Genomic DNA, 14262 nt, shown 5'->3' with positions numbered 1-14262 from the left:
GTCCCTCAGGCATCGAGCACCGCCTGCGTGCCTTCGGCCGCGAGATTGACGCCGACGACGAGGCTGCCGATGGCGAGGGCGTAGAACAGCACCGTCCACCAATAGCCGGCGCCGATCAGGCTGTAGTTCTGCGAAATGGAGAGGCCCCAATCGGGCGAGGGCGGCTGGATGCCGAGGCCGAGGAAGCTCAAGGAGGCCACGGTGAAGATGGCGTAGCCGAGGCGTACCGTGGTCTCGACCAGGATCGGCGGCATGACGTTGGGCAGGATCTCCACGAACAGGATGTAGATCGGCTTCTCGCCGCGCAGATGGGCGGCGGCGACATAGTCGAGATCCCGTTCGCCGAGCACGGCGGCGCGTACGGTGCGGCCTACGATGAGGCCGAAGGACAGGCCGATGACGACGATCACCGTGGTGTTGGAGATGCCGAGCGCGGTGATCACCAGCATGGCGAGGATGAGCAGCGGGAGTGCCAGGAAGGCATCCACGATGCGGCTCACCACGTCGTCCGTCAGTCCCCGCGCATAGCCGGTGACGAGGCCGAGGACGGTGCCGACGACGGTGCCGAGCAGGGTCGCGAGGGGGGCGACGATCAGGATGTCGCGCGCGCCCATGATGACACGCGAGAAAATGTCCCGCCCGTATTGGTCGGTGCCGAACCAGTGGTCGGCGGCCGGGGGCGTCAGCGTGTTGAGCAGGTCGGTATCATCCGCGCCGTAAGGCACGATCCACGGGCCCGCGATCGCCATCACGATCCAGAAGAGCAGGATGAGGCTGCCGCAGAGGAAGGGAAGGTTGCGGGCGAGCAGCCGCAGGCGCTCGCGCCGGATGTGGCGGGGCGTTTCCAGCGCCGTCTCCGTCTCCGCCGTCACGGCGGCGCCGGCGGGTGCGCTCATCGGCGGCCTCCGAAGGAGATGCGGGGGTTCAGCGCGGAATAGAGGAGATCGGCGACCAGATTGGCGAGGACGTAGACCGCGCCGATGACGAGGATACCGGCAGCGAGCATGGGGAAATCCTTCGCCTTGGCGGCGGCGAAGATGAGGCTGCCGATGCCGTGGTAGTTGAACAGCGTCTCGACGACGACGAGTCCGCCGATCAGATAGCCGGTCTGCGTCGCGATGACGGTGATGGTAGGCAGCAGGGCGTTGCGCAGCACGTGGCGCCAGATCACCTGCCGCCGCGTGAGGCCCTTGAGCACCGCGGTGCGCGTGTAGTCCGCGTTCAGTGCCTCTATCATCCCGGCCCGCGCCATGCGCGCGATATAGCCGAAGAGAATGAGCACCAGAGGGATGGACGGCATCAGCAGGTAATAGATCTGCTCGAAGAAGCCGGCATGTCGGGGCGCTGTCGCGGTCAGCGGGAACAGGTGCAGCAGGATCGAAAACAGCATGATGAGGACGATGCCGGAGACGAATTCCGGCACCACCGTCGCGGAGAGCCCGGCGATCACGATCGCCCGGTCGATCCAGCCGCCGGCGCGGAGTGCCGCGATGATGCCGCCCACGATGCCCGCCGGGACGACGAGAAGAAAGGCGAGGGCGGCAAGCTTCAGCGAGTTGACCAGGGCATGGCCGACGAAGGGGGCGACTGGGGCACGGTAGGTGTAGGACATGCCCATCTGGCCCTGCACCATGCCGCTGATCCAGCTCCAGTACTGCACGGCGAGCGGCCGGTCGACGCCCAGTTGATGGTTCAACTGAGCGACGGAGCGCGCATCCGCGAAGGGGCCGAGGATGGCACGCCCGACATCGCCGGGCAGGATCTGACAGCCCGCGAAGACGATCAGGCTGAGCAGCAGGAGGGTGACGACCGCGAGCGCGAGCCGGTAGAGAAGTGCGCGGGTGAAGCCCATGCGGCGGTCGTCTCCCGTCCCTATCAGCTCTGGGCGATGCTGACGTATTGCAGGAAGGGCCGGTCACCCACCGCCGGCACGCCGGACACCGCCTTCGAGGTGGCGTACAGATAGTTGTAGAAATAGCCGAAGATGATCGGCGTCTCGTCGAGCAGCAGGCTTTCGATCTTGCCGGAGACGGCCTTCTGGCCGGAGAGATCCAGCGCCTTGACGTAGTCCTTCACCAGCCCGTCATAGGTCGGGTTCTTGAAGTGTGCGGCGTTCCAGGTGCCGTCACTCGTCAGTGGCGCGTTGAGGAAGACGTTGGGCACGCCGCGATTGCCGTAATCGGTGATGCCGAGCGGGCTATCCAGCCAGTCCGACTGGCCGGGCACGGCCTTGCCGTAATAGGCATCCTGGCTTTCGATGTGCAGCTTGATGTCGATGCCGATCTTCTTGGCAAAGCTCTGGATGAGCACGGCGTAGTCGGGGATTTCGAGGAACTGTTCGGTGGTGAGGGTGACGGAGAAGCCCTTGCCCACGCCCGCCTGTTCCAGCAGCGCGCGCGCCTTCTTCAGATCCTGCTCGCGTTGCGGCACGCTGGTGTCGGTGGAGGGGAAGGCGGGCGCGAAGGGGCTGTCATTGCCGATATCGGCATAGCCCTGATAGAGGCCCTTGATCAGCGCCTTGCGATTCAGCGACAGGGCCAAGGCTTGGCGCACGCGCTTGTCCTTGAAGGGGCCATCGGCGCAGTTCATGTGCACCTGGTTATGCGCGGTCGACTTGCAGCGGATGATGTTGAACTGCGGATTGTGCAGAATGGCGCGACCGGCGGCGACGGGCATCTGCGCCAGCATGTCCACCTGGCCGCCCTGCAACGCCAGCACCTGCGGCTGCATGTCGCCATAGAAGGTGAACTCGACCCGGTCCAGCAGAGCCTTCGGGCCCCAGTAGTCTTCGTTGCGGACGAAGGAGCAGCCGACCTTCGGGATGTATTTCTCGATCTTGAAGGGACCGGTGCCGATGAAGGTCTTCTCGAAATCGCCAGTGTAGTTCGCCGGCAGCATGACGAGGTTGTAGTTGTCGGAGGACAGGGTGTAGGGGAAGTTGCCGCTCGGGCTGTCGAGGTGGAACTCCACCGTATAGTCGTCGATCTTCTTCGAGCTGCCGGGTGAGAGCACACCCTTGAAGGCGGACAGCGCGTTCGATCCGTTCTTAGGGTTGACCAGTCTTTCGACGCTGGCCACCACGGCGTCGGCATTCAGCGGCTCGCCATTGGAGAACTTCACGCCCTGCCGGATCTTGAAGGTCCAGACCGAGCCATCCTGATTGGGCGACCAGCTGGTGGCGAGCACGGGGCGCAGCGTGAAATCTGGGTTGAGCGCGCAGAGATATTCGGCCGTCTGCATCATCACCATCAGTCCGCCGTCGTCGGCGATGGTCACGGGGTCGATCGCGCCGGCCGGCACCGTCATTGCAATGCGCAGCGTGCCGCCCGTGGTGCCCGCGGCGCGGGCGACACGGGGAGCCGCCATGCCCATGGCCCCGGCGAGGCTGCCCAGCAGCGGCAGGGACAGGCCGAGGCGCGAGCCGTGGACGAGGAAGCCGCGGCGGTCGATATGGCCCGCCAGCGCATTGTCCATGAGGTCGTTCTCGGCCTCGGACAGGTTGCGGCGAATGCGGGAGATGAAGTGATCGCGCTTGGACATGGCATCCTCATCGTGGGGGCCGCCAAGGGCGGCGCGGGCTGAATGAATGCGGAATGATCAGCAGGCAACAAATCGAAATCGCGCTATGCGCTTTGGGTATGGCATCACGGCGCGAAATGCCGCGCCTGTCAATTCGTGGCTATGCTCTCCCTTGCAAGAAGGTGAAAATGATCTGTCTCGCCACTGTCCCGCATCGTTGTTCCGGATCGCTCACCGGCGTCACGAGGACCATGGGTCCCGTATCAGCAAGGATGATGCCAGGAGGGAGATGGGCGTTTTCAGGGCAGCGGCAGGGTAAGTGCCGCGAGGGTGGGCGGCGCGTGCCTGTCTCGGCAGCAATTGCCTAGACAATAGAGGCGGCGCGGTGCATCTGCGCCGAGCCTGCTGCCGCGTGAGAATGGGTGAGATGGGATGGCCGTGATCGACCGCAGATGGCTGCCGCTGAACGCGCTGCGCGCCTTCGAAGCGGTTGGCCGTCAGCTGAGCTTCACCGGGGGGGCGCAGCGCCTGCAAGTGACCCAGAGTGCGCTGAGCCGCCACGTCGCCTCGCTCGAGGATCTGCTGGGCCGCCCCCTGCTGGAGCGCCGCCCCTCGGGCCTAGCCTTGACCCCCGCCGGTGCCGCGCTGCTGCCCGTGGTGCAGAAATCCTTCGATCGCCTCGAAGAGGTGATGAACGACATCCTGCAGGAGGAGACGGGCCATCAGCGGCGGCTGCGTCTGCACATGCCGCCCTCCTTCCTGCACCAGGTGGCTCTGCCGATCCTGAGCGATTTCCGGCGCGAATTCCCCGACATCCTGATCGACGTCTCGACCAGCCTCGGCACGGGCCTGCCGCCTGGGGAGGTGGACGTCGCCGTGGTCTATGACCGGCCGCAAGGCGGGAATACGGTGCGCGACCTGTTGTGGACGGTGCAGGTCGCCCCGGTCTGCGCGCCCGCGGTGGCGGCCGCCGCTGCCGGGCAGGACCTCCCGCAGTTTCTCGCGGGCCAGGAACTGCTGCACGTGAAGCTGCCGGGAGAGCCGATCGGCGCCCCTTGGGCCCATTTCGCACGGGCCCAGGGCTTCGCGTTGGAAACGCGGCGCGGCATGGCCTTCGATACGGTCACCCTGGCCGCCCAATATGCCATGGCGGGCCAGGGCGTGGTGCTGGCGGATACCGTGATGTTCGCAGCCGAACTTGCCGCTGGCCGTCTCGTCGCCCCCTATGGCGTGACGGCGGAGGACGGCTATGGCTATTACCTCACCTTCCATTCCGAGGATCTGGGCGACCCCGTGATCAGTCTCTTTCGCTCCTGGATGATCGCGCGGCTCGGCCGCGCGATCCGCAAAGCCGCCTGAGCCGCAGCGCATGAAGACCGCCCAGACCATCGGCGACCTGCGCGCCATCGCGCGCCGCCGCATTCCCCGCATTTTCTTCGATTACGTGGACGGCGGCGCCAATGCCGAAGTGACGCTCGCCGCGAACGAGGCGGAGTTCGCGCGGTTCCGCCTGCGCCAGCGGGTGTTGCGCAACGTCGCCCAGCGGGATCTGACGACGGAGTTCCTCGGCCGGCGCCATGGCCTGCCGTTGATGCTGGGGCCGGTCGGCTTCCTCGGCATGCTGGCACGCCAGGGCGAGGCGGCGGCAGCACGCGCGGCCGGGGCCGCGGGCATTCCCTCCTGCATCTCCGCCTTTGCCATCTGCCCGATCGATGCGGTAGCGCGGGCAGCGCCGCAGACGACGCTCTATTCCCAGCTCTACGTGCTGCAGGATCGTGGGATGACGGAAGCGCTGATCGCGCGCGCCGAGGCGGCGGGGGCGGAGGCCCTGTTCCTCACCGTCGATACGGCGGTGACGCCAGCGCGCGAGCGCGACGTGCGCAACGGCTTCCGCAACCTGACACGGCCCACCCTCGGCCAGTGGCTCAACATGCTGGGCCGGCCTGCCTGGTGCCGCGCGATGATCGCCGACGGGATGCCCGAGGTGGGGCACGCCCGGGCCGCCGGTTACGGCCGGGGCGTGATGGAACAGGCCGGCAATCTGGCCCGGCAGATCGACCCCGCGCTCTCCTGGGCCGATGTCGACTGGCTGCGCCGCCGCTGGCCACGCAAGCTGGTGATCAAGGGAATTCTGGAGGCGGAGGACGCGCAGCGCGCGATCGATTGCGGCGCCGACGGCGTCGTCGTCTCCAACCATGGTGGCCGCCAGCTCGATCATGCCGCCTCCACCATCACCGCACTGCCGGCCGTCGCCGACGTGGTGGCGGGGCGGATCGACGTGCTGGTGGATGGCGGCTTCCGGCGCGGCGCCCATGTGGCGATGGCGCTGGCCTTCGGCGCCTCTGCCGTCTCGCTGGGTCGCCCTCAGGCCTGGGGCATCGCCGCCGATGGCGAGGCAGGCGCCGCCCGGGCGATTGCGCTGATCGCGGGGGAACTGGAGGCTACGCTGGCCCTGATGGGCATCGCGAGCGTCGCCGAACTGCGCGCCCTGGGGCGCGAGGCGGTGGCTGCCGCCTAGTCGCTGAGGGCGGCGGCGATGGCTGCTTCGGCGTGGAGGGCCGTCGTGTCGAAAAGCGGCACGGCGCTATCCTCAGGGCGGACCAGCAGCATGATCTCGGTGCAGCCGAGGATGACGGCTTCCGCGCCGCGGGCGACGAGACGGGCGATGATGGTGCGATAGACCGCCCGCGAATCGTCCCGGACGATGCCTGCCACCAATTCCTCGTAGATGATGCGGTGGACCGCGGCGCGGTCTTCCGCCTCCGGCACCAGCACGTCGAGCCCGTGCTGGTGCGCGAGCCGGCCTCTGTAGAAATCCTGCTCCATGGTGTAGGCGGTGCCGAGCAGGGCGACGCGGCGGAAGCCTGCCTGACGGATCGCCGCAGCAGTCGGGTCGACGATGTGCAGCAGCGGGATGGGGACCGCTGCCTGAACCTGATCGGCCATGCGGTGCATCGTATTGGTGCAGATCAGCAGGACCTCGGCGCCGGCGCGCTCCAGCGCACGGGCGGCTTCCACCATGCGCGATTCGAGGCCCGGCCAATCCCCTGCATGCTGCAGCCGCTCGATCTCCGCAAAGTCAAAGGACCAGAGGAGGCAGCGGGCGGACGCCGTGGGGCCGCGTCGCGCGCGCACCCCCTGATTGAGGATGCGATAATATTCGGCGGAGCTTTCCCAGCTCATGCCGCCGATCAGCCCGATCATCTTCATGGCACGAGGCTAGCCCAGCCGGGCTGCAGGCACAAAAAAACCGAGCGCCCGCAGAGGGCGCCCGGTTTTTGAGCTGAACCCGGAGGCCAGCGGTTTCAGTCGGCGGCCAGCGCCATCTGCTTGCGCGCCATGCTCTGGCGCACATAGCCCTCCACGTCCTCGCCGATCCGGTCCGCGTAATTCGCCATCACGTGGTCCGCGCCCTCATAGACGCGATAATCGATCGAGACGCCCTTCTGGGTGTTGAGCTTGTCGACCAGCTTGCGCACGCCGGGCTCGGCGACCATTTCGTCGGCATCGCCATGGATCATCAGCCCGCCGGTCGGGCAGGGGGCGAGGAAGCCGAAGTCGTAATGCGTCGCCGGCGGGGCCACGCTGATCCAGCCGGAAATCTCCGGGCGGCGCATGAGCAGCTGCATGCCGACGAAGGCACCGAAGGAATAGCCCGCGATCCACAGGCCGGAGGAATTGGGATTGACCGACTGCATCCAGTCGAGCGCGCCCGCCGCATCACTGATTTCGCCGATGCCGCCGTCATAGCGGCCCTGGCTGCGGCCGACGCCGCGGAAGTTGAAGCGCATCACCGAGAAGCCGAGACGCTGGAAAGCCTGGAACATCACATAGGTGATGCGGTTGTTCATGGTCCCCCCATGCAGGGGGTGCGGGTGCAGCACGAGGGCGAGCGGGGCGCCCGTCTCCTTGCTGTGGTGGTAGCGGCCTTCCAAACGACCGTCGGGGCCGGCGAACATCACTTCAGGCATGGCGCTCTAAACCTATTTTCATAGCGATTGGGTTCCCCGGCGAACCGGGTAACCGTCCAAGGCTCGTCCCCCCGACAGCGGCCGAACGGCGGCTCTGCCTTCCACTCCGTCCCGCGCCCCGACATTCAGAGCCGAAAACCCAGCAGGCCGCCCCATTGGATGGCAGCGGCAGTCTCCGAAGAGGCTGAGTTGCGAGGGCCCGACCTGGAGCAGCACGCGAGACTAGCACCGCCCAGGCATGACAGCGGGGAGCGGAGGAAGGCATCAATGGATAGCAGCCGCCCCGGCAAAGCCTTTCTTCTGTCGAGGACGGGTATGATAATAGGTCGGTAAGGTGCCGGTTTCATATGGAAATGTCGCATGGCCTTTATGTTTCTTCGCGAAAGCATCCAGGCCTATCGAGAAAGGGACCCTGCGGCCCGTTCTTCCCTCGAGGTTTTCTTCTCCTACCCCGGCCTGCACGCCGTGCTCTGGCACCGGCTGGCCAACCGCCTGTGGCGTCGCCGCGCCTGGGGTCTCGCACGCTTCGTCGCCCATCTTGGCCGCTTCTTCACCGGGATCGAGATCCATCCCGGGGCGACGCTCGGGCGCCGGCTGGTCATTGACCACGGCATGGGCCTGGTGATCGGCGAAACCGCGGAAATCGGCGACGACGTGACCTTGTATCACCAGGTGACGCTGGGCGGCACCAGCCTTAGCCACGGCAAGCGGCACCCGACGATCGGCAACAACGTGATCATTGGCGCCGGCGCCAAGGTGCTGGGCGCCATCACGGTGGGTGACGGCGCGCGCATCGGCGCCAATGCCCTCGTCATCAAGCCCGTGCCGGCGGGCACCACGATGGTCGCCGCTCCCGCCAATCCGCTGGACCGCACGCGCCGCGACCCCTGCTTCGACGCCTATGGCACGCCCTGCTCGGAAATGTCGGTGGACCCGCTGTTCAAGGACATCGAGAGCCTGCGCGCCGAACTGGCGGAGCTGGAAGGCCGGGTGGCGCAGCTTGGCCGTGCCAGGGAGAGCCGCACGGCGGCGGAGTGATGGCGGCACGCTTCTATCTCGATGCCAATGCCACCGAGCCGCTGCGGCCGGAGGCGCGTGCGGCGATGCTGGCGGCCATGGAGGTTACGGGCAATCCCTCCTCCATCCATGGCGAGGGGCGCGCGGCCCGGCGGATTCTGGAAGATGCGCGGGAGGTGATCGCCGCGCGCTTCGGCGGCGTGGCGCGCAACCTCGTCTTCACCGCAGGCGGAACCGAAGCCGACGCCTTGGCGATCCATGGTCTGTCTCAGGGCCGGCGCATCCTGCGCGGCGCCACCGAACATCCCGCGGTGATCGCCGCCGCGGGCCTCGACGCCGGCATCCTTCCGGTCGACGCCGCGGGTGTGATCAGGCTCGAGGTGCTGGAGCGGATGCTGGCCGAAGGACCGGCCCTCGTCTCCGTCATGCTCGCCAATAACGAGACCGGGACGGTGCAGCCCGTGGCCGAGATCGCGCGCCTTTGCCATGCGGCGGGCGCCCTGTTCCACGTCGATGCCGTGCAGGGGGCGGGGCGGCTCGCGGTCTCTCTCGCGGAGATCGGCGCGGATGCGATCAGCCTGTCCGGCCACAAGCTCGGCGGGCCGCCCGGGGTGGGCGCGCTATTGCTGACGGCGGAGGCGGCCGATCGTCTCGCCCCGCTCGTCGCGGGTGGCGGGCAGGAACGCGGTCGTCGTGGCGGTACCCATGCCCTACCGGCCATCGCCGGCTTCGCCGCCGCCGCCGCGGTGAGCCGACCAGAGGATGCCACCCACCTCGCCAGCCTGCGCGATGCGATCGAAACGGCGGCGCAGGCCTGCGGCGCGCATGTGGTCGGCGCGGGGGCGCCTCGTCTGCCGAACACCACCTGCCTGCTGCTGCCCGGCGCCCGCGCCGAATCCCAGGTGATCGCCCTCGATCTCGCCGGAATCGCCGTCTCTGCCGGCTCTGCGTGCTCATCCGGCAAGGTCGCGCGCAGCCATGTGCTGGAGGCGATGGGCTTCGGCGAGGCAGCGGGCGAGGCGATTCGCGTCTCCTTGCCGTGGAATGCCCGGGCAGAGGCGGTGGACGCCTTTGCCCGTGCCTATGCCGCCATGGCCGCCCGGATGAGCCGGAACGCCGCATGATCTACCTGGATCACCACGCGACGACGCCCTGTGACCCGCGGGTCCTCGCCGCCATGCTGCCCTGGTTCACCGAGCGCTTCGGCAATGCCGGCAGTGTCGAACATGCCATGGGGCGGGAGGCCGAAGCGGCGGTTGCCGAGGCGCGCGCCGCCATCGCCGCGCTCATTGGCGCCGAACCCTCGGAGATCCTTTTCACCTCGGGCGCCACCGAGTCGAACAATCTGGCAATCCTCGGCGCCGCGCGCTTCGCGAAGACGCTGGGGGACCGTCGCCGCCGGGTGATCACCCTGGCGACCGAGCATCACGCGGTGCTCGACCCGGTCGTCGCCCTGAGCAAGGAAGGCTTCGAGCCCGTCATCCTGCCGGTGCAGGGGAATGGGCTGCTCGATCCGGGAGTACTCGAAGAGGCGCTCGCCACGCCGACGCTGCTCGTCTCCATCATGGCGGTGAACAACGAAATCGGTGTGATGCAGGATCTGCCGGCGCTGGGGCGGATGGTGAAGGCGGCCGGTGCCGCCTTTCATGTCGATGCCGCGCAGGCAGCCGGGCGGATCGTGATCGACGTCTCCGCCATAGGCGCCGATCTTCTCTCGTTGTCCGCACACAAGATGTATGGGCCCAAGGGGATCGGCGCGCTCTATCTGCGGCGTCGGCCGCGCATGCGCATCAGCCCGCTGGTCGAAGGCGGCGGGCAGGAGCGGGGTCTGCGGTCCGGCACGCTGCCGGTGCCGCTCGCCGTCGCCATGGGGGAGGCCGCGCGGATCGCAGCCGCCGAAGGGGCGGCAGACAGCCAGCGGCTCGCCGCGCTTTCGGCGGAGCTTCTTGAGCGGCTGCGCCAGGCGGTGCCGGGCCTGCGCTTGAACGGCGATCCGCTGCATCGGGTGGCAGGCAACCTCAACCTGACCTTTCCCATAGCCACCAGCGCCGCCATCCTGGCGGCCGCGCCCGATCTCTGCCTCTCCTCCAGTTCGGCCTGCACCTCGGGCCCGGATGGCGCGGTAGGCGCCAGCCACGTGCTGACCGCTCTCGGCCTCTCGCCTGCCGAGGCGCGGCGCAGCTTGCGCATCGGATTGGGACGTTCTACCTCCCAGGCCGACATCGAAACGGCGGCCCGCCTGCTCAGCGCGGCCGCCCATCGTGCGGCGGCGGACCGGCCCGACGCTGCGTGATGGCGCTTCAGGCAGTCCGGACCAGAGGATAGCTGCATGCCGAAGATGACCTTCGTGGAACGTGACGGGACCCGGCGCGAGGTGGATGCCCCCCTGGGCCTCTCCGTGCTCGAAGTGGCCCACAAGCACGGCGTCGATCTGGAGGGTGCCTGCGAGGGATCGCTCGCCTGCTCGACCTGCCACGTGATCATCGACCCGGAGTGGTTCGACAAGCTCAGCACCCCCTCGGAAGACGAGGAGGACATGCTCGATCTCGCTTTCGGGCTGGAAGAGACCTCGCGCCTCGGCTGCCAGATCGTCATCGACGAGAGCCTGGACGGTCTCGTGGTGAGGCTGCCGGCCGGCACGCGCAACGCCCAGGGCTGAGCGGATCAGGCCATTGAGCTGAAAAAACCCCGCGTCTCGCAAGAGAGGCGGGGGTTTTTCGTTAGCCGAAGGCGCCGACCTCGTGGCAGATGGCGGTCGAGATTTCGCGCACGAGGGAGAAGTAGCGAGCGATCGGCGTGAAGATCTCGGCATGTTCCCGGCCATAGCCGAGGCTGTTGGGGGAGGTGCCGGGTTCGCCGAAATCCGTGCCCGCGGTATCGTCCGGCGCGCTTGGGAAGATGCGGCCCAGGGTCTGCAAGGCTGCCGGCACGTCCAGCCGCAGCAGTCGCTGCTGCAAGCCGCTGCGCATGACGCCGAGGCGCGGCGCGAAATCCGGAATCATCGCCGTCAGAATCCAGATGCGATGGATGGCGGCGAGGCGCAGCGCATGCAGCAGCAGCTCCCGTTCGCTCATCTGCGGCGCATCGGCCCAAGCGGCGCGCAGCGCGAGATGATCGGCATGGACGCGGCGGAACATGGCTCGCACGTTGGACCAGATGCCGAGCTGTTCCAGGCCGGTCGCGACCGCCGTCAAGGCTTCGCGTCGGCCCGGGATGCTGCTGTGGCCGGCACGGTCCAGCCAGGTGCCGGGGTCCAGCGTTTCCACGACGGCGCGCAGCACGTCGAGATGCGAATGCCGCATGGCGTGCGAGGCGAAATCCATGGCGCGGCGGAAGCGCGGGCTGGTGCGGCGCAGTTCGCTCACTGCATCCGGGTTGCGGCTGGCGGCGAGGCCCAGGCCTTGCAGCGTATTCGCGCACCAGCCGAGCTGTTGCAGGATCGCATTGTTCGGTATGGCGCGCAGCTCGCGCGGATGGCTGATGATGGCAGGCCCGCCTGAGCTGTCGCTCTGCCGCGCCGCGGGGCGGGAGCCGGTGCGGTCGATCAGTGCCGGGCCGAAGGTGCCGAGCATGGCGGCATAACCCGGGTCCTCCACCAGCTCTTCCATGCTGCTGCGGATCGTCGCGAAGAAATCTGCGGCGAAATCCGGGTCCTGGTAGATTGGGTCTTCGCCTTCCTCGGGGCTGCCGAGGGCGAATTCGGCGATGCGCTGCACGGTGGCGGCGGCGAGCTGGGGCGTGCCGAAGAGCAGGTAGCCGTCTCCGCCCTGGAAGGCGCTCTCCTCGCGATAGGCGATGCCGGCGGCCGTGAAGGCGCGGCGCCCGGCGGCGGGCGAGAGATAGGCGAGACGCTCGGCGAGCGAACCCGGATGCGCGCCGCGCCCAATGCTTTCGCCATGCGTGTCGAAGAGCACGATCTCGACATCCGTCAGGCCATGCTTCGTCATCGCCTCGGCGATCTTCATGCGCAGCCGCTCGATCAGATAGGTCGCGGCGATCTGGCCGACATATCGGCCGGAATCGGAATAGCCGAACTGGACCGCGAGCTTGCCGGTGCGGCGCAGATAGGCCCGATAGTGTGGGCTGCGCAGCGCTTCTTCGATGATGCGGTTGCCCTGGGACAGCGCCTCGGCCGTTTCGAAGAGCGGGCTGATCTCGATCTTGTCGTCGATGCCGAAGAGCTTGGCGAAATAGAGCGCCGTCAGCAACGTGTAGCCGGTTTCGGTCTCGGCGATGAGGAAGCGCACCGGGCTCGCCGCATCGACGTGCTTCACCATCTGCGCGACCGTCATCATCAGCCGCGCGGCAGAGGCCTGCTCGGCCATCAGCGTGCCGAAATTGATGGGCTCGGGCTTCACCGTGTCGAGGGCGGCATTGATCGCCGCGAGCAGGATGCGCCGGCGCGAGGCATCGGCCGGCGGATCGGCGAGGCCGAGGCGCTGGCGGGCCGCATTGTGGAGCTGGGCTGAATTCAGCCGGACATGCGTGTGGGCCAGGCCGAGATTGTGGGAGACGAGGCCGGCCCGGGCGACGAGCAGGGCGCGCTGTTCGCTCTCCTCCGCCTGGGCAAGGGCGGCCGGGAAGAGGGCGAGGAGTGGGGCCGGCGTGGTCAGCGCCGCCTCGTGCAGATCGACCAGCGCGCGGCCGAAGGCGCCGACGGCCGCGACATCCGTTCCGCTCTCGGGTGCGGCGGCGATCTGCTCCTCGACGGCGGCGATGGCGGCGAGAACGCGCGCATGGATGGCACCGGCTGCGGGCAGGGGCGCGAGCTGCGCTTCCAGCCGCTGCAACTGATAGAGCTTCATGCGGAGCCGCAGCCGCAGCGTATCCCACCAGCCGATGTCGGTGCGCCCATCGGTGTCATAGCCGACCCAGCTGGTCAGCGTGACCGGGCAGGGGGCGAGGTCCAGCCAGCGGTGCGACCAGGTCTCCCGTGCGGCATCCAGGAGCGCGCCGGTCAGCGTATCGATCGCGTCGCGCCCGCGGGCGATGGCGGCGTGCGCCTGGTTGAACTCATCCTCCAGCGTCACCGGCGTCGGCCGGTGCGAGGTGAAGCAGGCGGCCGAGGCCTCGCCGGAGGCGGCGCGCGCCAGCGCATCCCCCACGGGATAGGGAAGGGAAAAGGTCGGGTGGGCGGTGAAGACCGCCGAGAAGCGCGTGCGCTCCACCGCCTTGCGGAACTGCGCGAAGGGGATGGCGCTGTCGTTCGGATCGGGGCGGACCAGGTGGCGGGCGAGTTCGGCCATGGCGGCCGCTGCGTCGATGCCACCGGTGAGGCCCACATAATCCGCGATCCGGGCGGCCCGCTGTTGATAGGCTTCGTCCCGCAGCCAGCAGACGAGACCGGTGAGATCGGCATCCGTGAGCCGGCCCTGGTCGATCCGGCGAGAGATCGCGAGCGCCGTCGCCATCACCGGATTGCTGAAGGGGTCCTCGGCCCCGCGCGCCAGCGCCTCCTGCATGACGCCGAGAAGCTCGGCGGCAAGACCCGCGATATGCTGGGGAACGGGAGAGGTGAGTGGCGGCTCGGCGCCGGTGTGCTGCTGATCTGGCATGCGCCTATTGTGCATCGCAGCGGCTGCGGAGCAATGATTTGCTGCACTTTTGGGCCCGTCCCCTGCATATTTTCTTGTGCCAGGGCGCCCAAGGGGCTGCCATGCGGGGCGAGGCGCCGGGTGGCCTGCGGGAAGCCCTTGCCCTCGGGCGGAGGCCGCATTATAGACCCGCCCCACGCAGCGTGCTGCGCACCAGGCCT

Annotated in this window: 12 protein-coding genes; 6 read left to right on the top strand and 6 right to left on the bottom strand. The window is 68.1% G+C overall.

The genetic code is table 11. The features are described from left to right. Nucleotides 1–5 precede the first annotated feature (5 nt). Genes ACYQ6W_RS02040 through ACYQ6W_RS02030 form a run of 3 tightly spaced genes read right to left on the bottom strand, consistent with a single transcriptional unit; the run spans nucleotide 6 to nucleotide 3540 of the window. On the bottom strand, nucleotides 6–896 hold the full coding sequence (locus tag ACYQ6W_RS02040; protein ID WP_459673260.1) for an ABC transporter permease: 891 nt from the start codon (nucleotides 894–896) through the stop codon (nucleotides 6–8). Further along, nucleotides 893–1852 carry an ABC transporter permease gene (locus tag ACYQ6W_RS02035; protein ID WP_459673258.1) on the bottom strand — a complete coding sequence of 320 codons (960 nt, stop codon included), beginning with the start codon at nucleotides 1850–1852 and terminating at the stop codon, nucleotides 893–895. Before ACYQ6W_RS02035 ends, ACYQ6W_RS02040 begins: the two co-directional genes overlap by 4 nt. 23 nt (nucleotides 1853–1875) lie before the next feature. After that, nucleotides 1876–3540: an ABC transporter substrate-binding protein gene (locus ACYQ6W_RS02030; protein ID WP_459673257.1), complete on the bottom strand. Its 1665-nt coding sequence runs from the start codon at nucleotides 3538–3540 to the stop codon at nucleotides 1876–1878. Between the two features lie 417 nt (nucleotides 3541–3957). Between ACYQ6W_RS02030 and ACYQ6W_RS02025 the strand changes: the two genes are divergently transcribed. After that, nucleotides 3958–4878 carry a LysR substrate-binding domain-containing protein gene (locus ACYQ6W_RS02025; protein WP_459673256.1) on the top strand — a complete coding sequence of 307 codons (921 nt, stop codon included), beginning with the start codon at nucleotides 3958–3960 and terminating at the stop codon, nucleotides 4876–4878. A gap of 10 nt (nucleotides 4879–4888) precedes the next feature. After that, on the top strand, nucleotides 4889–6037 hold the full coding sequence (locus ACYQ6W_RS02020; RefSeq protein ID WP_459673255.1) for an alpha-hydroxy acid oxidase: 1149 nt from the start codon (nucleotides 4889–4891) through the stop codon (nucleotides 6035–6037). Here ACYQ6W_RS02020 and ACYQ6W_RS02015 read toward each other — a convergent pair. Both ACYQ6W_RS02015 and ACYQ6W_RS02010 read right to left on the bottom strand, forming a co-directional pair. Then, nucleotides 6034–6729: an aspartate/glutamate racemase family protein gene (locus ACYQ6W_RS02015; protein ID WP_459673254.1), complete on the bottom strand. Its 696-nt coding sequence runs from the start codon at nucleotides 6727–6729 to the stop codon at nucleotides 6034–6036. The two genes, ACYQ6W_RS02020 and ACYQ6W_RS02015, sit on opposite strands and share 4 nt — an antisense overlap. Nucleotides 6730–6824: 95 nt before the next feature. Further along, complete coding sequence (locus ACYQ6W_RS02010) at nucleotides 6825–7490, bottom strand: alpha/beta hydrolase (RefSeq protein ID WP_459673253.1); 666 nt, start codon at nucleotides 7488–7490, stop codon at nucleotides 6825–6827. 360 nt (nucleotides 7491–7850) lie between these two features. On the opposite strand from ACYQ6W_RS02010, the gene cysE reads away from it, so the two are divergent. From cysE to ACYQ6W_RS01990, 4 genes are read left to right on the top strand one after another with little or no spacing between them, the layout of a single operon-like run. After that, the gene (gene cysE, locus ACYQ6W_RS02005) at nucleotides 7851–8528 is read left to right on the top strand and encodes a serine O-acetyltransferase (protein ID WP_459673251.1); all 678 of its coding nucleotides are present in this window, start codon (nucleotides 7851–7853) and stop codon (nucleotides 8526–8528) included. Continuing rightward, nucleotides 8528–9631, top strand: a complete 1104-nt coding sequence (locus ACYQ6W_RS02000; protein ID WP_459673250.1) for a cysteine desulfurase family protein — start codon at nucleotides 8528–8530, stop codon at nucleotides 9629–9631. The genes cysE and ACYQ6W_RS02000 overlap by 1 nt, the downstream gene beginning before the upstream one ends. Further along, entirely contained in the window at nucleotides 9628–10800 is a 1173-nt protein-coding gene (locus ACYQ6W_RS01995; RefSeq protein ID WP_459673249.1) for a cysteine desulfurase family protein, read from the top strand. The genes ACYQ6W_RS02000 and ACYQ6W_RS01995 overlap by 4 nt, the downstream gene beginning before the upstream one ends. Nucleotides 10801–10836: 36 nt before the next feature. After that, nucleotides 10837–11166, top strand: a complete 330-nt coding sequence (locus tag ACYQ6W_RS01990; RefSeq protein WP_459673248.1) for a ferredoxin family 2Fe-2S iron-sulfur cluster binding protein — start codon at nucleotides 10837–10839, stop codon at nucleotides 11164–11166. A 61-nt stretch (nucleotides 11167–11227) separates the two neighbouring features. On the opposite strand, the gene ACYQ6W_RS01985 is transcribed toward ACYQ6W_RS01990, so the two are convergent. Then, a complete protein-coding gene (locus tag ACYQ6W_RS01985) occupies nucleotides 11228–14062 on the bottom strand; it encodes a phosphoenolpyruvate carboxylase (protein WP_459673246.1) in 2835 nt (944 codons plus the stop codon). Nucleotides 14063–14262 lie beyond the last annotated feature (200 nt).

The sequence above is a fragment of the Acidisoma sp. 7E03 genome (genome assembly GCF_054665075.1).
The sequence above is the reverse complement of the archived record's forward strand: the minus strand, read 5'-3'. Positions and strand labels throughout refer to the sequence as shown.

Excerpts from the sequence above, each read along its gene's own strand:
- ACYQ6W_RS02035 (WP_459673258.1), bottom strand. The coding sequence starts at position 1,852 with ATGGGCTTCACCCGCGCACTTCTCTACCGGCTCGCGCTCGCGGTCGTC.
- ACYQ6W_RS01990 (WP_459673248.1), top strand. The coding sequence starts at position 10,837 with ATGCCGAAGATGACCTTCGTGGAACGTGACGGGACCCGGCGCGAGGTG.
- ACYQ6W_RS01985 (WP_459673246.1), bottom strand. The coding sequence starts at position 14,062 with ATGCCAGATCAGCAGCACACCGGCGCCGAGCCGCCACTCACCTCTCCC.
- ACYQ6W_RS02000 (WP_459673250.1), top strand. The coding sequence starts at position 8,528 with ATGGCGGCACGCTTCTATCTCGATGCCAATGCCACCGAGCCGCTGCGG.
- ACYQ6W_RS01995 (WP_459673249.1), top strand. The coding sequence starts at position 9,628 with ATGATCTACCTGGATCACCACGCGACGACGCCCTGTGACCCGCGGGTC.
- ACYQ6W_RS02040 (WP_459673260.1), bottom strand. The coding sequence starts at position 896 with ATGAGCGCACCCGCCGGCGCCGCCGTGACGGCGGAGACGGAGACGGCG.
- ACYQ6W_RS02030 (WP_459673257.1), bottom strand. The coding sequence starts at position 3,540 with ATGTCCAAGCGCGATCACTTCATCTCCCGCATTCGCCGCAACCTGTCC.
- ACYQ6W_RS02010 (WP_459673253.1), bottom strand. The coding sequence starts at position 7,490 with ATGCCTGAAGTGATGTTCGCCGGCCCCGACGGTCGTTTGGAAGGCCGC.
- cysE (WP_459673251.1), top strand. The coding sequence starts at position 7,851 with ATGGCCTTTATGTTTCTTCGCGAAAGCATCCAGGCCTATCGAGAAAGG.
- ACYQ6W_RS02015 (WP_459673254.1), bottom strand. The coding sequence starts at position 6,729 with ATGAAGATGATCGGGCTGATCGGCGGCATGAGCTGGGAAAGCTCCGCC.
- ACYQ6W_RS02020 (WP_459673255.1), top strand. The coding sequence starts at position 4,889 with ATGAAGACCGCCCAGACCATCGGCGACCTGCGCGCCATCGCGCGCCGC.